The sequence below is a fragment of the Pseudomonas sp. CAM1A genome (genome assembly GCF_047501685.1).
Lineage (GTDB): Bacteria > Pseudomonadota > Gammaproteobacteria > Pseudomonadales > Pseudomonadaceae > Aquipseudomonas.
On sequence record NZ_JBFNXP010000002.1, the window covers coordinates 848636 to 866182 of the forward strand.

Consider the following 17547-nt stretch of genomic DNA (forward strand, 5'->3'; position numbering starts at 1 on the left):
GCGCCTACAGGGCCTCTATCGGACTAGAAACCTTCCAGTACAACCTTGCCCTTTGCCTTGCCGCTTTCGATCAAGGCGTGGGCGCGGCGCAGGTTGGCCGCGTTGATCGCGCCGAAATGCTCGCCCAGCGTGGTCTTGATCACGCCTTCATCGACCAGCCTGGCGATTCGTTCCAGCAGTTCGTGCTGCTTGATCATGTCGGCGGTCTGGTACAGCGAACGGGTGAACATCAGCTCCCAGTGCAACGACAGCGACTTGCGTTTGAGCGGCACCACGTCGAGGCTGGCCGGGTCGTCGATCAGTGCCAGGCGGCCTTGTGGGCGCAGCACCTCGACCAACTGCGCGAAGTGGCGGTCGGTGTGGGTCAGGCTGATCACCAGGTCCACCTGGCCAATGCCCACGGCGTCCAGCTGGGGCGCCAGCGGCTGATTGTGATCGATCACCTGGTGGGCACCGAGTTGACGTACCCAGGCCTGGGTCTCGGGGCGCGAGGCGGTGCCGATCACGGTGAGGTTGGTGAGCTGGCGCGCCAGTTGGGTGAGGATCGAACCCACGCCACCGCTGGCGCCGACGATCAGCAGGCTTTGCCCTTCGCCGCCGCCTTCGCGCACCCCAAGGCGGTCGAACAGCAGCTCCCAGGCGGTGATCGAGGTCAGCGGCAGGGCGGCGGCGCTGGCATTGTCCAGGCTGAGTGGCTTGTGGCCGACGATACGTTCATCGACCAGGTGCAGTTCGCTGTAGCTGCCCGGGCGGTCGATGGCACCGGCATAGAAGACCTCGTCGCCGGGCTGGAACAGGGTCACCTGTTCACCGATGGCGCGCACCACGCCGACCGCGTCCCAGCCCAGCACCTTGGGTTGGCCGGTGCTGCCGCTGCCGGCGCGGACCTTGGTGTCGACCGGGTTGACCGCGATGGCGCGGACCTCCACCAGCAAATCGCGTGGGCCGGGGGCAGGGGCGGGCAGCTCGCTGTCGTAGAGCGAGGCCGGGTCGGTCAGTGGCAGGCCGTGTTGGGTGAAGACGATGGCTTTCATGGCATCTGGGTCCCTGAGTGGTAGAGGGGCAACCATAGCCTGCAAGATTTATCGCAAAAACATCGCAATCACAGGAACAGTTTCAGCATTTTCTTGAAAATGTAGCGGCCATGAGGGTCAGAACCAGCGATCGTTGCGTTTGCGCCCACGGGTCAGCGCCGGCAGGATCAGCCCCGCCAGCAGCCCGGCCCCGGCGATGCTGCCGCCATACACCATGTAGCGCATCATCACCTGCTTGTTCTCGTCACCCAGGCGCGCCTGGGTGTCGCGCAGGCTCGACTGGCTCTGCTCGAGCTGCTCGTTGAGTGCCTTGTTGCGGGTTTCCAGTTCGTCGATCAGCGCCTTGCGCGAGTCGAGGGTCTCCTGCATGCCCTGCACGCGGTTTTTCCAGCTGTCGTCGATGGTCTTGAGCTGGCCGGACAGTTCGGCCACCTGGGCGTCGAGCTGCGGCAGGCGCTCAATCTGGCCGGGCACCGCCTGCAGGTCACTGGTGAGGATCCACACCAGGTCGCCGCTCTGCCCGCGTACCTGGCTGTAGTTGCCCTGGCTGGTGACCAGGGTGACCTTCTGCCCGGACTTGAGCGTGCCGACGATGCGATGGCCATCGGTGGGGCCGCTGCGTACGTAAGTGTTCAGGCTGTCACTGACCCAACGTGCATCAGTGGCCGGCTCCTCGGCGTGGGCCGGGGCGGCGAGGGCGATCAGGGCGGCGATCAGGCCACCGCGCAGGGCGGTGAGGGCAGGGGAAGCGGGCTGGATGTCTGGCATGCTGGTCTTCGCTGAAACAGGACGAATGAAGGCCCGATGACTGGGCCGGCGATCCGGTCGGGTGGATTGACCGTCAGCGAAAGACCGTTTTTTTGTAGGCAGGTTCACCACCTGACACAGGAAATATCTGCAAAATATTGCGAAAAGCCAGGAATTATCTGCTCTTTTGAGAGCCGGCTCTCCGCCGAAAGGGCCGCAAAGCGGCCCCCCAGTGCCCTCAGGCCACTACTTCATAGCACGGCACATACGCCGCCCCACCGGGTAACTTCATGCGGTGCTGGTCGACGAACGCCTGCAGCAGACGCCCGAGCGGGTCGAGGATCGCCGCATCGCCGCGGATCTGGTACGGCCCGTGCTCCTCGATCAGGCGGATGCCCTTGTCCTTGACGTTGCCGGCAACCACCCCGGAAAACGCCCGGCGCAGGTTGGCCGCCAGCTCATGGGGCGGCAGGTCGCGGCGCAGCGCCAGGTTGGCCATGTTCTCGTGGGTCGGGTCGAACGGGCGCTGGAAGCCTTCGTCGATCTTCAGCAGCCAGTTGAAGTGGAAGGCGTCGTTGCGCTCTCGGCGGAACTGCTTGACCGCCTTGAGCCCTTCGACCATCTGCCGGGCCACTTCGGCCGGGTCGTCGATGATGATCTGGTAGTGGCGCTGCGCTGCCTCGCCGAGGGTGGCGCCGACGAAGGCATGCAACTGCAGCAGGAACGGCTCGGCGCTGCGCGGCCCGGTGAGCACCACCGGGAACGGCAGGCCCTGGTTGTCCGGGTGCATGAGGATGCCGAGCAGGTAGAGGAACTCCTCGGCGGTACCGGCGCCGCCGGGGAAGATGATGATGCCGTGGCCGACCCGCACGAAGGCTTCCAGGCGCTTCTCGATGTCCGGCAGGATCACCAGCTCGTTGACGATCGGGTTGGGCGCCTCGGCGGCGATGATGCCCGGCTCGGTCAGGCCCAGGTAGCGGCTGCCGTGCATGCGCTGCTTGGCATGGGCGATGGTGGCGCCCTTCATCGGCCCTTTCATCACGCCCGGGCCGCAGCCGGTGCAGACGTCCAGCTTGCGCAGGCCCAGTTCGTGGCCGACCTTCTTGGTGTACTGGTATTCCTCGGTGCTGATCGAGTGGCCGCCCCAGCACACCACCATCTTCGGCTCGACACCGGGGCGCAGGGTGCGCGCGTTGCGCAGCAGGTGGAAGACGTAGTCGGTGATGCCTTGCGAGCTTTCCAGGTCGATGCGCTGGCTGGCCAGTTCGCTCTCGGTGTAGACGATGTCGCGCAGGGCGCTGAACAGCATCTCGCGGGTACTGGCGATCATTTCGCCATCGACGAAGGCGTCGGCGGGGGCGTTGAGCAGTTCCAGGCGTACGCCGCGGTCCTGCTGGTGGATGCGCACCTCGAAGTCCTTGTAGGCCTCGAGGATGGTCTTGGCATTGTCGACATGGGCGCCGGTGTTGAGGATGGCCAGGGCGCACTGGCGGAACAGGGTGTAGAGGCTGCCGGTACCGACTTCGCTCAGTTGCTGGACTTCACGTTGCGACAGCGTCTCCAGGCTGCCCTTGGGGCTGACGGAGGCGTTGATGACATTGCGTTGGGGCATCTGGTCTTTCCTGTGCGGGTAAAACATCCTTCTTGGACAACACCATACAAGCAAATGTGCGTGGCAACGAGGGCCTTGGTGAAAAACCTTGGACCGCAGTGCCTAGCCTGTGGGAGCCGGCTTGCCGGCGAAAGGGCTGCATGGCAGCCCCGGGGTTATTGGACGTTGAACACATGCCGCAGGTACGCCACGAAATTCTCGTCCCGGCACTGGGTTTTACCCGGGCTATCGGAAATCTTCGCCACCGGCGCGCCGTTACAGGCGGTCATCTTGATCACCATGTTCATCGGCGTGACGCCGGGAATGTCGCAGGTCAGGTTGGTGCCGATGCCGAAGCTGACATGGATCCTGCCGTTCAACGCACGGTACAGCTCAAGCATCTTCTGGAAATCCAACCCATCGGAGAAGATCAGCGTCTTGCCCTTCGGGTCGATCCCCAGCCGCTCATAGTGGGCGATGGCCTTCTCGGCCCAGGCCAGCGGCTCGCCCGAGTCATGGCGCAGGCCATCGAAGAGCTTGGCGAAGTACAGGTCGAAGTCCTCCATGAACGCGTCCATGCCGATGCAGTCGGTCAGGGCGATGCCCAGTTGGCCGCGGTACTCGCGCACCCAGCACTCGAGGGCGGCGGCCTGGCTGTCCACCAGGCGCGGGCCGAGCTGCTGGTGGGCCATGAACCATTCGTGGGCCATGGTGCCGATCGGTTTGATCTGGTATTCGCGGGCCAGGTGCACGTTGCTGGTTCCAACGAAACGCCCGGGGAAGTCACGCTTGAGGATGTGCACCACCTCTTCCTGCACCCGGTAGGAGAAACGCCGGCGGGTGCCGAAGTCGGCCAGCTGCAGGCCGGCCAGCTCGTCGCTGCTGGCCTCGGCCTTGAGCCAGTCGAGTTTCTGGTAGAGGCGCTCGCCGACCTGCTCGATCACCACCTCGCGGTAGCGATAGCGGTTGCGCACTTCACTGATGATCGCCAGCAGCGGGATCTCGAACAGGATCACGTGCAGCCAGGGGCCGCGCAGACGGATCGCCAGCTGCCCGGCGTCGTCCAGGCCCACCTGCACATAACGCAGGTTGAAGCGGAACAGGCTGAGGAAGCGGATGAAGTCCGCCTTGATGAAGGGGATCTTCTCCAGGTACGCCAGCTGGTCGTGGGTGATCGACACATCGGCCAACTGCTCGACCTGGTAGCGGATCTCGGCGAGGTAGGGCGCCAGGTCCTCATTGTTGCGGCAGCGGAACTCCCATTCCACCTCGGCGTTGGGGTAGTTGTGCAGCACCGCCTGCATCATGGTGATCTTGTAGAAGTCGGTATCCAGCAGGTTCTGGATGATCCGTGGGCCGAAAACGCTGTCGCTCATGGGCGAGCCTCCTTGAGGGCGGTGAGCTGGTCGTCGAGGGCCTGTTCGTCGCCGCACAACTGGATGCCGGCATTGGCCATTGCAGTGCAGGCAGCCTGTGCGCCATCAGCGCTCAGCGCGCGGCAGGCCGGCAGGTACAGCAACACCTCGAAACCGGCTCGGCGCAGTTGCAGGGCGGTGGTGCGCACGCAGTAGTCCAGCGCCAGGCCGCCTACGATGATCGCCTGTACCTGTTGCACCTTGAGGAACTCGATGACACCAGTGGAGCGGCGTTCGGCCAGGTCGTGGTAGCAGGCGCCGTAGGGGTGCAGGTCGGGTTCGACGCCTTTCCAGATGAAGTAGTCGTAGTCGATGGGGGCGGGCAGGCCGGGGAGCAGTTCGAAGCCGGGCGTGCCGGGGACGCAGTGGCTGACCCAGGTCAGGTCGGCGTTGGCCAGGGGCAGCGGTTGCAGCATCTGCCCGGCGTCGGCGACCACCCAGGCGGCATTGGCCGGGTGGGCGTCCTTGCTGCCCAGGCGCAGCGTAGCGCGCTGGGCCATGGTGTTGAGCGCAGGCGCGATCAGGTGGCCGCCAGGTACCGGCAACTCCTGGGGAGCGTTGGCGGTAAAGCCGTTTTGCGCGTCGACGTCGAAGCTGGCGATGATCATGGGCAGAGGTTCTCGGCTGAGATGGCTATATAATTCACCTGGTGCATTATATGTGTCAAGGCTATCCCTAAATTATAATTAGCCCTTGATAGACTTAGTGGCTCTGGTGGAATATAGGTGGGTTACCAGAAGGAATCGTACCGTGAGCGCAGCACAAGTCCTGGCCAGCGTGGATATCATCGCGCTGCGCCTGTCGCCGCACAGCCTTTGCCTGGAGGTATTACTGCACCGGCGTGGGCGCGAGCCCTACAACGGCCAATGGGCCTTGCCAGGTGTCATCGTCAATGGCAGCACCTCGGACAACAGTCTCGATGCCGCCGCCGCGCGGGCCTTGGCGGAAAAGGCCAAGGTGGTCCCCCGCCATCTGGAGCAGGTAGGCACCGAAGGCAATGGCGTTCGCGACCCGCGGGGTTGGACCTTGAGCACCTACTACCTGGCGCTGCTCGATCCTGCGGTCGTGGTAGAGAACGCGCAGGTTGCCTTCTTTGACCTTCAAAGCGTTCTGTCGCGTGAGCTGTCGCTGCCGTTCGACCATGGCCTGCTGGTCGAGCGCGCCTGTGAACGGTTGGCGGCCAAGGCCGTGTACACCAACCTGCCGTTGTACCTGGCACCGGAACGGTTCACCGTGCTGGATGCCCTGGCCGCAGCGCAGGCGTGCTTGGGCCAGCCGGTCAACAACACTTCGTTGCGCAAACGCCTGGAGCGCATGAAGAGTGAAGGCTGGGTGCAGGACACCGGAGAGAAGAACCAGCCCAGGCTGGGACGGCCACAGCAGCTGTACCGGCATACCCCACAGGGGAACGGGGCGTTCATGTTCGACCGCAGCCTGCTGGCGGGAGGATAGTCAGGCCAGGCCGTAATCGCGGTGCGGCCACTTCCAGCAGTAGTCGGGTAGCGACTATCCTTGCCCCATGACCAACCTGCCTCCATTACGCCATCCTTGTCCGCCGGGCGCCTGCGACTGCGGCCGCGAAGACTTGGCCGACGGCCCCGAGCGACGCATCCTGCTGCTCACCCGCGAGGAGGAGAAGCGCCTGGTCGAGCGCCTGGAAAACCTGAAGGATTTGGAGGACCTGCAGCGCCTGCAGGCGCGCCTCTACGAACAACTGGGCATCCGCGTGCATATCGCCCCGGGCTTCAACGAGGTACGCACCATGCGTGGTATTGTCATCGAGCTTGCGGTGCAGACGGGGCTGTGCCGCAAGACCCGCCAGTCGATCCCCGCTGCCATCCGCCGCGGGCTGGAGCGCAATCCGCAGGTGGCCTTCCGCCTGCTCGACGCCCACGACCTGCTGCGCGATGCTTGAAACCCAATACGTGGCGGTGATGCTTGTCAGTTCAATTTAAGACAAAAATACTGCTTCACTCTGCTGCGTACCGGCTAATAAATGGGGAGCGAAATAGTGGATTTGGACTATCTAGGTGTTGAAACCTTGGTGGCGGAGTTGGCTGAGCAGGATGAAGTGCTGGCTGAGGTTGTTAGATCTTTCTTATTGAGTAATCCGAGTGATCGCCTCAGGAATAGCTTCAGAAAGGCTTTCAATCGTCTGCGCGCCAAGGTGAAAGCAAGCGATTTTCTCTGTTGCTTTCAAGGCTGTACAAATGTCGCGATCAGGTCGCACGAGATAGCTGAAAGTCGACAGGTCAGGTTCCTTGCTGAAAGAGAAAATGATCGAGTGTTTGTAGACGCTCTCACGGATGATCTAAGAGAGAATCCCTATGAGATGTGTTTCAAGGAGACGCCTGTAAAGTCGGCTACGACATTCATTGGTTATTGCAAGGAGCATGATGGCAAATTGTTTTTTGAGCTCGACAAGATGTCCGACCCAGACAATTTTCATTTGATGAACCTTCAGTTCATGAGAGCGCTCGGAAGAGAGAAGGCTGACTACGACCAGAAAGTACGCGCTTTGAAGATTATGGTTGAAGAGCTTGAAGCGCTTGCGCTTGAAAGCCCTGGGGAAGGGGTTGAAGAAGCCAGGCTTATAATGACGGGGCATCTTGATGATCAGCAGGCTGCGAGAGAACGGGTTGCCTATATTCACGATAAAGTGGCGGTTGATGTGCAGGAAGGCAAACAGCCGATTGTGGTGAAGAAGTTTTTGGTTAATGAGCCTGGCTATATGTTTTCTGCCTGTAGGGACATGACGCTTCCAGGAGAAGATTATTTTTTTACGTTCCTGGCCAAAAAAAATTTTGATGGAGAGTCGTATTTCTATGTTGGAGCGCTTGATAATAAATTCAAGCAAGAGATTTTCGAGCGTTGTGATATCTCGACGCAGCAGGGGCGATGGGATGTCTCCGACTTAATGCTTGCGCTCAAGGATAGGTTGATATTTTCTCCTAGATTTAAGGGGATGCTGGACGAAGGGATGAAAAAGATCTTTTGCAGGTCCCGGCTCGAGCTGGGAGGAATTGATAAGTTCCTTGTTGAGCAACACCTGTTTCCCCGCTCGAGTGTGTGAGTGCCCCCTCGGTGGCAATCGAATTCACTGCGGACGAGTCGGTGCGATGATATCCGCAGCTTTGTCAATGGTTATGTGTTTACACGACGCCTGAACCTCAGCGCATCGCCGCCAGCTTGATGCCGAAGCCCACCAGGCAGACACCGGCCAGGCGTTCGAGCAGGTTGGCGATGCGTGGGCTGGCGCGCATGCGCTCGGCCAGGCGGTGGGTGAGCAGCACGGCGATCAGGCCGTAGAGCAGGGTCAGCCCGGCCACGGTCAGCGCCATAAAGGCGAAGGTGACCACGCCCTGGTGGCGCACCGGGTCGATGAACAGTGGAAAGAACGCCATGTAGAACATGATCGCCTTGGGGTTGAGCAGGGTGATCATCATGGTCTGGCGCAGGTAGCGGCCGCTGGCCATGCCGCTGTCACGCGGCGCGCCGCCGGGCTTGCTCAGCACCATGCGCAGGCCGAGCCAGGCCAGGTAGGCGGCGCCGGCCCACTGCACCACGTGGAAGGCGGTGGGGTAGGTGGCCAGCAAGGTGGCCACGCCGGCCACGGCCAGCCACATCAGCACCTGGTCGCCGAGAATCACCCCGAAAGTGGCGGCCAGCCCGCCCTTGATGCCGCCCTTGCCGGTGGCGGTGATCAGGGCGAAGTTGCCGGGGCCGGGGATCGCCAGGAGGATGAGGAACGCGATCACGAAAGCGCCGTAGTCGGTCACGCCGAGCATGGGGAGTCTCCTGGTGAAGGGGGCAGGCAGACCTCGATATATGCCATCATTCGCGGCGTTTGCAAAGCCATGACGGTGCAGTGTCCGTCGCGACCCTTGCAGCGGCGCTCGATCTGAAGAGCGCTGCAACTCCAACGTCGAACACGTGAAAGGCCGATCCAGGGAATACGCCTAGGCAGCAGCGAGGCATAAAAAAGCCCCGAAGACCAAGGCCTTCGGGGCAAACGGTTGGGGGAGGAACCAACCAAAGGAGCCGTTACATCAGGGGGCGGTCAGCGCGAGCTGGCCACCACTTCGGGTTGCCAGCCGCCGCCAAGCGCCTTGTAGATCGCGACGATGCCGCTGTACAGCTCGACCTCGCCCTGGGCCTGGGCGTCTTCGGCGCTCAGGCGCTCGCGCTCGGCGTCGAGCAGTACCAGGTAGTCCACCGTGCCTTCGCGGTAGCGCACCGAGGCCAGGTCCGCCGCCTTGCGGCTGGCGTCGCTCTGGCGCATCAACGCCAGCAGGCGCTGCTGGCGCTTGCCGTAGTCGCTGAAGGCGTTGGAGGACTCCTCCAGGGCCAGCAGCACTTGCTGTTCGTAGTTGGCCAGCGCCCCTTCGGCATCCGCCTTGGCGCCGCGCAGGCGGGCGCGCACGCTGCCCAGGTCGAACGCCGCCCAGGTAATGCTCGGGCCCAGCCCCCAGGCGTTGGCCGCCGAGGAGCCGATCTGCGAACCACGTGCGGCGGTGAAGCCGAGGAAGCCGCTAAGGCTGACCCGGGGGAACAGGTCGGCGGTGGCCACGCCGACGTTGGCCGTGGCCGCGGCCAGCTGGCGCTCGGCGCTGCGGATGTCCGGGCGGCGGCGCAGCAGCTCGCCGGGGTCGCCCACCGGCAAGGCCTTGGCGATAGCCGGCAGGGCCTTGGGCGACAGGTCGACAGTCATGGCGTCCGGGCGCTGGCCGAGCAGGGTGGCGATGCGGTTCTTGGCCCGTACCTGTTCGGCCTGCAACTGCGGCACGGTGGCTTCGACACCCGCCAGGCGGGCGTCGGCGCGGACCACGTCGAGCTCGTTGCCGACCCCAGTGTCGCGCAGGGTCACGGTGATGTCCCGCGACTGCTGCTGGGTTTTCAGGTTGGCCACGGCGATCTGCTCGCGCAGCTGGGCGCCGCGCAGTTGGCCGTAGGCGTCGACCAGCTCGGCGATCAGGCTGACCTGCAGCTGTTGCAGGTCGGCTTCGGCGGCGGCTTCCTGGGCTTCGCTGGCCTCGATCTGGCGCTGGATGCGGCCGAACAGGTCAAGCTCCCAGGCCATGTCCAGGCCCAGGTCATAGCGCTCGCTGTTGACCCGGCGCTCGGTCTGGCCGGGCACCTGGCCCTTGCCCAGGTCGCTGCTGGCGCGGCTGGTGACCACGGGGATCTGGTCGTTGGACACGTCCTCGCGAATCGACCGCGCCGCTTTCAGGCGGGCGAAGGCCACGCGCAGGTCGCGGTTGCTGTCCAGCGATGCCTGCACCAGCTGGTTCAGCACCGGGTCGTCGAACTGTTTCCACCACACGCTTTCGAAGCGGCTGCGGTCATAGGCTCTGGCTTCAAGGCCGGCGTCCAGCTTGGCCGGTTCGGTCAGCGGGGCCTGGTAGTCCGGGCCCACCGCGCAGGCCGCCAGGGCCAGTGCCAGCAGGCTCGGAGTCAGGTGTTTGAGCAACTTCATGCATGGTTCTCCAGTGCCACGGCGTGCTCGGCCTTGCGGGCCTGGCGACGCTCGACGAAACGGCGGATCAGGAAGAAGAACACCGGGGTCAGGAACAGGCCGAACACGGTCACCCCGATCATCCCCGAGAACACCGCCACACCCATGGCGTGACGCATCTCGGCACCGGCGCCGGAGGAGAACACCAGCGGCACCACACCCATGATGAAGGCGATCGAGGTCATCAGGATCGGCCGCAGACGCAGGCGGCAGGCTTCCAGTACCGCAGCCAGCGGGTCGAGGCCCTTGGCCTGTTCATCCTTGGCGAACTCGACGATCAGGATTGCGTTCTTGCACGCCAGGCCCACCAGTACGATCAAACCGATCTGGGTGAAGATGTTGTTGTCGCCACCGGAGATGATCACCCCGGTGATGGCCGACAGCAGGGTCATCGGCACGATCAGGATCACCGCCAGCGGCAGGCTCCAGCTTTCGTACTGGGCGGCCAGCACCAGGAAGGCCAGCAGCACGCAGAGCGGGAACACGAACAGCGCGGTGTTGCCCGAGAGGATCTGCTGGTAGGTCAGGTCGGTCCACTCGAAGGTCATGCCGTTGGGCAGTTCCTCTTTCAGCAACTTCTCGATTGCCGCCTCGGCCTGGCCGGAGCTGTAGCCGGGGGCCGCGGCACCGTTGATCTCGGCGGTGATGAAGCCGTTGTAGTGCATCACCCGGTCAGGCCCCGAGGTGTCGCTGACCTTGAGGAAGGTCGCCAGCGGGATCATCTCGCCCAGGTTGTTGCGCACCTTCAGCTGGCCGATCTGCTCGGCGTCGAGGCGGAACTGCTGCTCGGCCTGGACGTTGACCTGGTAGGTGCGGCCAAAGCGGTTGAAGTCGTTGGTGTACAGCGAGCCCAGGTAGACCTGCAGGGTGTCGAAGATGTCGTTGATCGCCACGCCGTGGGTCTTGGCCTTTTCCCGGTCGATGGCGGCATCGACCTGCGGCACGTTGACCTGGTAGCTGGTGAACAGGCCCGCCAGTTCGGGCACGTTGTGGCTCTTGGCGATGATGTTCTGGGTTTCCTTGTACAGCGCTTCATAGCCCAGGTTGCCGCGGTCTTCGATCTGCAGGCGGAAACCGCCGATGGTGCCCAGGCCTTGTACCGGCGGAGGCGGGAAGATCGCGATGTAGGCGTCCTGGATATCGGCGAACTGGGCGTTCAGGGCTGCCGCGATGGCCGCCGCCGACTGGCTCGGGTCCTTGCGCTCGTCGAACGGCTTGAGCGGAGTGAACACGATGCCGCTGTTCGGGCTGTTGGTGAAACCGTTGATCGACAGGCCCGGGAAGGCCACCGAATCGGCCACGCCTGGCTGCTTGAGGGCGATCTCGCTCATCTTCTTGATCACCGCCTCGGTACGGTCGAGGCTGGCGGCGTCAGGCAACTGGGCGAAGGCCACCAGGTACTGCTTGTCCTGGGACGGGACGAAGCCGGTCGGGGTGGACGAGAAGCCAAGGTAGGTCAGGCCCATCAGGCCGGCATACACGAACAGGGCGATGCCGCTGGAGCGGATGACCCGACGCACGCCACCGACGTAGCCATGGCTGGCGCGGTCGAAGAAACGGTTGAACGGGGCGAACAGCCAGCTGCCCAGCAGTTTTTCCAGGAACCGCGAGAAACGGTCCTTCGGCGCATGGTGATCTTTGAGCAGCACGGCGGCCAGGGCCGGCGACAGGGTCAGCGAGTTGAACGCCGAGATCACGGTGGAGATGGCGATGGTCAGGGCGAACTGCTTGTAGAACTGCCCGGTAAGGCCAGAGATGAATGCCGCCGGCACGAACACGGCGCACAGCACCAGCGCGGTGGCGATGATCGGGCCGGTCACTTCGCTCATGGCCTTCTGCGTCGCTTCCAGCGGCTTCAGGCCGAGGCCGATATTACGCTCGACGTTCTCCACCACGACGATGGCGTCGTCCACCACGATACCGATGGCTAGCACCAGGCCGAACAGTGACAGCGCGTTGAGTGAGAAACCGAACAGGTGCATGACCGCGAAGGTACCGATCAGCGAGACCGGTACGGCCAGCAGCGGGATGATCGAGGCGCGCCAGGTCTGCAGGAACAGGATGACCACCAGCACCACCAGGATCAGCGCTTCGAACAGGGTGTGCACCACCGCCTCGATGGAACCACGGACGAACACGGTCGGGTCATAGACGATGCTGTAGTCCATGCCTTCGGGGAAGTCCTTCTTCAGTTCGGCCATCTTCGCCCGCACTTCGTCGGAGATCTCGATGGCGTTGGAGCCCGGGCGCTGGAAGATCGGGATGGCCACGGCCGGCTGGTTGTTCAGCAGCGAGCGCAGGGCGTACTGGCTGGAGCCGAGCTCGACCCGGGCGATGTCCTTCAGGCGGGTGATCTCGCCGTTGGCACCGGCACGGATGATGATGTTCTCGAACTCTTCCTCGTTGACCAGGCGGCCCTGGGTGTTGATCGACAGCTGGAAGCTGGTCGAGCCTGGGGCGGGCGGGGCGCCCAGCTGGCCGGCGGCAACCTGGCGGTTCTGCTCGCGGATCGCCGCCACCACGTCGCTGGCGGTCAGGTTGCGCGAGGCGGTCTTGTTCGGGTCGAGCCACACGCGCAGCGAGTAGTCGCCCATGCCGAACAGCTGCACGTCGCCGACGCCGCCCAGGCGCGCCAGCTCATCCTTGATGTTGAGGATGGCGTAGTTGGACAGGTAGAGCATGTCGTAGCGGTTGTCCGGCGAGGTCAGGTGCACGACCATGGTCAGGTCGGGCGAGGCCTTGTCGACGGTGATGCCGATACGGGTCACTTCTTCCGGCAGCTTGGGCTGGGTGCGGGTGACGCGGTTCTGCACCTGCACCTGCGCGTTGTCCAGGTCGGTACCCAGGGCGAAGGTGATGGTCAGGGTCAGCTTGCCGTCGGCGGTGGACTGCGAGGACATGTACAGCATGTTCTCGACACCGGTGATGGCTTGCTCCAGCGGCGCCGCGACGGTTTCGCCGATCACCTTGGGGTTGGCGCCGGGGAAGTTGGCGCGCACCACCACGGTGGGCGGGACCACTTCGGGGTATTCGCTGATCGGCAGCTGGAACAGCGAGATCGAACCTGCGATCAGCAGCACCAGCGACAGCACCGCAGCGAAGATCGGCCGGGTAATGAAGAATTTCGAAAAGTTCATCGGTGTTGTCCCTTAACCGCGCGGCGCTTGGGCGCTGGCGACTTTGACATTGGCGCCGGCAACCTTCGGCGCCGGATTGCTGGCTTCCAGGGCCTGACGCTGCTGGGCGAGGGCGGCGAGGGTCTGTTCACTGGCCATGGCGGTTTCTTCCGGGGTTACCGGCGAGCCGGGGCGCACGCGCTGCAGGCCCTTGACGACGATGCGGTCGTCCTTGCCCAGGCCGCTGCGCACGATGCGCAGGCCTTCGAGCTTGGGCCCCAGTTCCACCGCGCGATAGGCGGCCTTGTTGTCCTTGTCCATGACCAGCACGAATTTCTTGCCAAGGTCGGTGCCGACCGCTTCGTCATTGATCAGCACGGCATCGTACTGGGCGCTGCCGACCAGCTTCAGGCGCGCGTACAGGCCGGGGGTGAACTGGCCGTCACGGTTGTCGAACACGGCGCGGCCACGGATGGTGCCGGTGCGCGGGTTGACCTGGTTGTCGACGAAGTTCATCTGGCCCAGGTGCGGGTTCCCGGTCTCGTTGGTCAGGCCCAGGTACACCGGGGTGCTCTGGCCACGCTGGCCGTCGCGGGCGAGCTGGCTGTACTTGAGGTACACGCGCTCGTCGGCGTCGAAGTAGGCGTAGACCTTGTCGGTGGAAACCACGCTGGTCAGCGGGGTGACGTCGGCCGTGACGATGTTGCCGGCGGTGAACTGGGCGCGGCTGACCCGGCCGCTGATCGGCGCGGTGACGCGGGTGAAGCTCAGGTTCAGGCGGGCCAGGTCGAGCTGGGCCTGGATCGCGTCGACCCCGGCGCGGGCTTCGGCGGCAGCGCTGGTGCGCGACTCGGCCAGTTCCGCGGAGATGGCGTTGCTGTCACGCAGGCGCTCGCCACGGCGGGCTTCGTTGGCGCTGCGGATGGCGGTGGCCTTGGCTTGTTGCAACTGGGCTTCGAGGCGGCGCACTTCTGCCTGGAATGGGCGCGGGTCGATCTGGAACAGCAGGTCGCCTTTCTTGACCTGGGCGCCTTCGGTGAAGCCGACCAGGTCGATCTGGCCGGACACCCGTGGGCGCACTTCGACGGTTTCCGGTGCTTCGAGGCGGCCGGTGAACTCGTCCCATTCGTTGATCGGTTGTTCGATCACCTTGGCGACGCTGACTTTGGGCGCGGCGGGAGCCTGCACGGCGTCTGGGGTGCGACCGCAAGCGCTGAGCACCACCACTGCCAGGGCAGCGAGGGGGAAGCGCAAGGGTTTGAGTGAGTGATCCATGGAGAACTCCGCCGAGATATTAGTAGTGGGCGGAGTTTGAGTGTCTTGCGCGTGACGCACGAATCAAATGGAGCGAAGGTTATTATCACGGGCAATGATATGTCGGGTGCTGTCATCGACAATGGTGCATGGTGTCGACTTCAACGTTTACCCGTGGGAGCGGGCTTGCCCCGCGATGCCGTTAGGGCATCAGGACGCAATCGCGGGGCAAGCCCGCTCCCACGCTCAGTTCAAAGTGCCGTTCGGGCCAGGCTGTTGAGTCAGCGCGGCCCGCCAGCGGCCTTTTCACGCAATGCCTTGGCCACCTTGGCCTCGATCTCGTAGGCGGGCCCCTCCAGCGCCTGGTAGTCGCGGGTGTATTGCTGGGCGAAGCCCTCGACGCCCAGTTCCTGGTACTGCTGCACGTGCTTGAGCTCATGGGCCCACAACGCCACGTTGTCCTCGGCATCGGCGGGGCGGCGAAAGATGACCGTGTCGATCAGGGTCACGGCGTTGACGTCCGGGTTCTGCAGTAGTGCATTGGCGGCGCTGACCTGCTGTTCGTTGCCGACCCGGTAACGTGCCGCGTCGAGCACGGCGAAGTCGTACCAGGGTTCGAGCTGGGCACGGATATGCAGGGGAATCGGCTGCGTGCCGTTGGCGGTGGCTTCGTCGCGGGCCTGGCGCAGGGCGAACACCAGGCTGCCGGTGGCCATGCGCTCGACATCCTGCAGCACCTGGCCTCCTTGGTTGGGGTCGATGGGCGCGCAGAAGCACACCACCAGGCAGACCTGATACTGCCCGGCCGGGCAGCTGTCCTGGGCGAAGGCGGGCAGGGTCATCAGCAACCCCAGCAGCGTGCTAGCGAACCTCATCAAAGACCCGCTCGACCAGCTTGCGGCTGGCGTCCAGCACCTGTGCCTGTACCGGTTCGCTGGCCAGCATGCGCCCCACCACCAGCGCGCCGACACACTGGCTGAGCAAGGCCCAGGCCAGGTCGGGGTCATCCAGGGTTTCGCTCCAGGCCTGGTGCAATTCCAGCAGCCAGTGTTCGGCCTGTTCGCGCACCGGCCGTTCGGCGCGGGCGATCTCCACCCCCAGTGGCGGCAACGGGCATCCACCTTCGGCATTGTGCAGGTGTGCCAGGCTCAGGTACTGGTCGAGCAGGCGCTTGAGCCGCGTACGGTCGGTGCCACGTTCGACCAGGCGCGCCAGCGGGCTGTTGGCCAATTCACGGCGGACAATCTCGCTGAACAGGTCGTCCTTGGACGGAAAGTGGTTGTAGAAGGCGCCGCCGGTCAGGCCGATGGCCTTCATCAGCCCGGCCACGCCAGTGGCGGCGAAACCGCCGCGCTTGGCCAGGGCGCCGCTGCTGGCCAGCAGTTTCTCGCGGGTCTGTTGCTTGTGGTCGGTGGCATAGCGCATGCGCGCAACCTCGTGGTGTGGGCTTGACGATGAGCTGATCGTAGCATAGCGTTCGTTTACTAAACGATCATTCATCAATGGGGCGGTCCATGGCAGAACAACAAAAGGTCGTGCTGGTGATCGGGGCGGGTGATGCTACCGGCGGCGAGATTGCCAAGCGTTTCGCTCGTGAGGGCTACATTGCCTGCGTGACCCGGCGCGAGGCGCAGAAGCTGCAGCCGCTGGTCGACGAGATCCGTGCCGCTGGCGGCCAGGCCCATGGCTTTGGCTCGGATGCGCGCAAGGAAGAGGAGGTCGCCGAACTGGTGGAGACCATCGAGCGCGATATCGGCCCGATCGAGGTGTTTGTCTTCAACATCGGCGCCAATGTGCCGTGCAGCATCCTCGAGGAAACCCCGCGCAAGTACTTCAAGATCTGGGAGATGGCTTGCTTCGCCGGCTTTCTCACTGCCCAGGCGGTCGCCCGGCGCATGGTGACTCGCGAACGCGGCACCATCCTCTTCACCGGTGCCACCGCTGGTACCCGCGGTGCGGCCGGTTTCGCCGCCTTCGCTGGTGCCAAGCATGGCCTGCGCGCCCTGGCCCAGAGCATGGCGCGGGAACTGGGGCCGCGGAACATCCATGTCGCCCATGTGGTGGTCGATGGTGCCATCGACACTGCCTTCATCCGCGACAGCTTCCCTGAACGCTATGCGCTCAAGGACCAGGACGGCATCCTCGATCCTGCGCACATCGCCGACAGTTACTGGTTCCTGCACGCCCAGCCACGGGACGCCTGGACCTTCGAGCTTGACCTGCGCCCGTGGATGGAGCGCTGGTAAATCCCACCCTCATACAAGGATTGAATCATGAGCAAGACCGTCGAGTTCTTCCTGGACCTGGGCAGCCCGGCAACTTACCTGGCTTCTACCCAGCTACCCGCCCTGTGCGCGCGTCATGGGGCGCGGTTGGTGTACAAGCCGATTCTGTTGGGCGGAGTGTTCCAGGCCACCGGCAATGCCTCGCCGGTCATGGTGCCGGCCAAGGGGCGTTACCTGCGCATCGACCTCAAGCGCTATGCCGATCGCTATGGCGTGCCGCTGACCCTGCCGCCAGGGTTTCCGGTCAATACCTTGACCTTGATGCGTGGGTTGACGGGGGTGCAGCTGTTCGCCGAAGAGCGTTTCGAAGCCTTGTTGAAGGTGCTTTTCGAAGGACTGTTCGTGCACGGGCGCAATCTGGCGGACGCCGCGGTACTGAATGAAACCCTGGCCGCCGGTGGCTTCGAGGCCGAGATGTTCCATGAATTGGCCGCCCGGCCAGAGGTCAAGGACGCCTTGCGCAAAGCCACTGAGGAGGCGGTCGAGCGCGGTTTGTTCGGGGCGCCGACGTTCTTCGTCGATGGACAGATGTTCTTCGGCCAGGACCGGCTGGATTTCGTCGAGCAGGCCTTGGTCAGGCAGGCATGAAG

General features: G+C 64.0%; 16 protein-coding genes. 5 read left to right on the forward strand and 11 right to left on the reverse strand.

Annotated elements, in window-relative coordinates; genetic code table 11:
- Window positions 1–23 precede the first annotated feature (23 nt).
- From ABZO33_RS07640 to ABZO33_RS07660, 5 genes are all read right to left on the reverse strand, one after another.
- On the reverse strand, window positions 24–1034 hold the full coding sequence (locus ABZO33_RS07640; protein ID WP_414535525.1) for a zinc-binding alcohol dehydrogenase family protein: 1011 nt from the start codon (window positions 1032–1034) through the stop codon (window positions 24–26).
- Window positions 1035–1151: 117 nt separating this feature from the next.
- A complete protein-coding gene (locus ABZO33_RS07645) occupies window positions 1152–1802 on the reverse strand; it encodes a TIGR04211 family SH3 domain-containing protein (RefSeq protein WP_414535526.1) in 651 nt (216 codons plus the stop codon).
- A 217-nt stretch (window positions 1803–2019) separates the two neighbouring features.
- The gene (gene ppnN / locus ABZO33_RS07650; RefSeq protein ID WP_046855903.1) at window positions 2020–3393 is read right to left on the reverse strand and encodes a nucleotide 5'-monophosphate nucleosidase PpnN; all 1374 of its coding nucleotides are present in this window, start codon (window positions 3391–3393) and stop codon (window positions 2020–2022) included.
- 155 nt (window positions 3394–3548) lie between these two features.
- Window positions 3549–4748 (reverse strand): nicotinate phosphoribosyltransferase, encoded by a 1200-nt coding sequence (pncB, locus tag ABZO33_RS07655; protein ID WP_414535527.1) that lies wholly within the window; start codon window positions 4746–4748, stop codon window positions 3549–3551.
- On the reverse strand, window positions 4745–5395 hold the full coding sequence (locus ABZO33_RS07660) for a nicotinamidase (protein ID WP_414535528.1): 651 nt from the start codon (window positions 5393–5395) through the stop codon (window positions 4745–4747). Before ABZO33_RS07660 ends, pncB begins: the two co-directional genes overlap by 4 nt.
- Before the next feature lie 142 nt (window positions 5396–5537).
- Here ABZO33_RS07660 and ABZO33_RS07665 point away from each other — a divergent pair, with 142 nt between their 5' ends.
- The 3 genes from ABZO33_RS07665 (at window position 5538) to ABZO33_RS07675 (ending at window position 7860) form a co-directional block, all read left to right on the forward strand.
- Window positions 5538–6239, forward strand: coding sequence for an NrtR DNA-binding winged helix domain-containing protein (locus ABZO33_RS07665; RefSeq protein ID WP_414535529.1), 702 nt, complete (start codon window positions 5538–5540; stop codon window positions 6237–6239).
- A gap of 67 nt (window positions 6240–6306) precedes the next feature.
- Entirely contained in the window at window positions 6307–6702 is a 396-nt protein-coding gene (locus ABZO33_RS07670) for a hypothetical protein (protein WP_414535530.1), read from the forward strand.
- 96 nt (window positions 6703–6798) lie between these two features.
- Complete coding sequence (locus ABZO33_RS07675; protein ID WP_414535531.1) at window positions 6799–7860, forward strand: hypothetical protein; 1062 nt, start codon at window positions 6799–6801, stop codon at window positions 7858–7860.
- Between the two features lie 97 nt (window positions 7861–7957).
- On the opposite strand, the gene ABZO33_RS07680 is transcribed toward ABZO33_RS07675, so the two are convergent.
- The 6 genes from ABZO33_RS07680 to ABZO33_RS07705 all read right to left on the reverse strand — a co-directional run bounded on the left by ABZO33_RS07680 (window position 7958) and on the right by ABZO33_RS07705 (window position 16097).
- Window positions 7958–8575 carry a LysE family transporter gene (locus tag ABZO33_RS07680; RefSeq protein WP_414535532.1) on the reverse strand — a complete coding sequence of 206 codons (618 nt, stop codon included), beginning with the start codon at window positions 8573–8575 and terminating at the stop codon, window positions 7958–7960.
- A gap of 272 nt (window positions 8576–8847) precedes the next feature.
- Window positions 8848–10263 carry an efflux transporter outer membrane subunit gene (locus ABZO33_RS07685; protein WP_414535533.1) on the reverse strand — a complete coding sequence of 472 codons (1416 nt, stop codon included), beginning with the start codon at window positions 10261–10263 and terminating at the stop codon, window positions 8848–8850.
- Window positions 10260–13439, reverse strand: coding sequence for an efflux RND transporter permease subunit (locus tag ABZO33_RS07690; protein ID WP_401105205.1), 3180 nt, complete (start codon window positions 13437–13439; stop codon window positions 10260–10262). Before ABZO33_RS07690 ends, ABZO33_RS07685 begins: the two co-directional genes overlap by 4 nt.
- Window positions 13440–13451: 12 nt before the next feature.
- Window positions 13452–14693: a multidrug efflux RND transporter periplasmic adaptor subunit MexE gene (mexE, locus tag ABZO33_RS07695; protein WP_414535534.1), complete on the reverse strand. Its 1242-nt coding sequence runs from the start codon at window positions 14691–14693 to the stop codon at window positions 13452–13454.
- A 260-nt stretch (window positions 14694–14953) separates the two neighbouring features.
- Window positions 14954–15547, reverse strand: coding sequence for a DUF4157 domain-containing protein (locus tag ABZO33_RS07700; RefSeq protein WP_414535535.1), 594 nt, complete (start codon window positions 15545–15547; stop codon window positions 14954–14956).
- Window positions 15534–16097, reverse strand: a complete 564-nt coding sequence (locus ABZO33_RS07705; protein WP_414535536.1) for a TetR/AcrR family transcriptional regulator — start codon at window positions 16095–16097, stop codon at window positions 15534–15536. The genes ABZO33_RS07700 and ABZO33_RS07705 overlap by 14 nt, the downstream gene beginning before the upstream one ends.
- Window positions 16098–16186: 89 nt before the next feature.
- On the opposite strand from ABZO33_RS07705, the gene ABZO33_RS07710 reads away from it, so the two are divergent.
- On the forward strand, window positions 16187–16918 hold the full coding sequence (locus ABZO33_RS07710) for an SDR family oxidoreductase (protein ID WP_414535537.1): 732 nt from the start codon (window positions 16187–16189) through the stop codon (window positions 16916–16918).
- Between the two features lie 27 nt (window positions 16919–16945).
- Window positions 16946–17545, forward strand: a complete 600-nt coding sequence (locus ABZO33_RS07715; RefSeq protein WP_414535538.1) for a 2-hydroxychromene-2-carboxylate isomerase — start codon at window positions 16946–16948, stop codon at window positions 17543–17545.
- The last annotated feature ends 2 nt before the right edge of the window (window positions 17546–17547 follow it).

Excerpts from the sequence above, each read along its gene's own strand:
- ABZO33_RS07680 (WP_414535532.1), bottom strand. The coding sequence starts at position 8,575 with ATGCTCGGCGTGACCGACTACGGCGCTTTCGTGATCGCGTTCCTCATC.
- ABZO33_RS07645 (WP_414535526.1), bottom strand. The coding sequence starts at position 1,802 with ATGCCAGACATCCAGCCCGCTTCCCCTGCCCTCACCGCCCTGCGCGGT.
- ABZO33_RS07705 (WP_414535536.1), bottom strand. The coding sequence starts at position 16,097 with ATGCGCTATGCCACCGACCACAAGCAACAGACCCGCGAGAAACTGCTG.
- ppnN (WP_046855903.1), bottom strand. The coding sequence starts at position 3,393 with ATGCCCCAACGCAATGTCATCAACGCCTCCGTCAGCCCCAAGGGCAGC.
- ABZO33_RS07710 (WP_414535537.1), top strand. The coding sequence starts at position 16,187 with ATGGCAGAACAACAAAAGGTCGTGCTGGTGATCGGGGCGGGTGATGCT.
- ABZO33_RS07685 (WP_414535533.1), bottom strand. The coding sequence starts at position 10,263 with ATGAAGTTGCTCAAACACCTGACTCCGAGCCTGCTGGCACTGGCCCTG.
- ABZO33_RS07670 (WP_414535530.1), top strand. The coding sequence starts at position 6,307 with ATGACCAACCTGCCTCCATTACGCCATCCTTGTCCGCCGGGCGCCTGC.
- ABZO33_RS07660 (WP_414535528.1), bottom strand. The coding sequence starts at position 5,395 with ATGATCATCGCCAGCTTCGACGTCGACGCGCAAAACGGCTTTACCGCC.
- ABZO33_RS07640 (WP_414535525.1), bottom strand. The coding sequence starts at position 1,034 with ATGAAAGCCATCGTCTTCACCCAACACGGCCTGCCACTGACCGACCCG.
- mexE (WP_414535534.1), bottom strand. The coding sequence starts at position 14,693 with ATGGATCACTCACTCAAACCCTTGCGCTTCCCCCTCGCTGCCCTGGCA.
- ABZO33_RS07715 (WP_414535538.1), top strand. The coding sequence starts at position 16,946 with ATGAGCAAGACCGTCGAGTTCTTCCTGGACCTGGGCAGCCCGGCAACT.
- ABZO33_RS07690 (WP_401105205.1), bottom strand. The coding sequence starts at position 13,439 with ATGAACTTTTCGAAATTCTTCATTACCCGGCCGATCTTCGCTGCGGTG.
- ABZO33_RS07700 (WP_414535535.1), bottom strand. The coding sequence starts at position 15,547 with ATGAGGTTCGCTAGCACGCTGCTGGGGTTGCTGATGACCCTGCCCGCC.
- pncB (WP_414535527.1), bottom strand. The coding sequence starts at position 4,748 with ATGAGCGACAGCGTTTTCGGCCCACGGATCATCCAGAACCTGCTGGAT.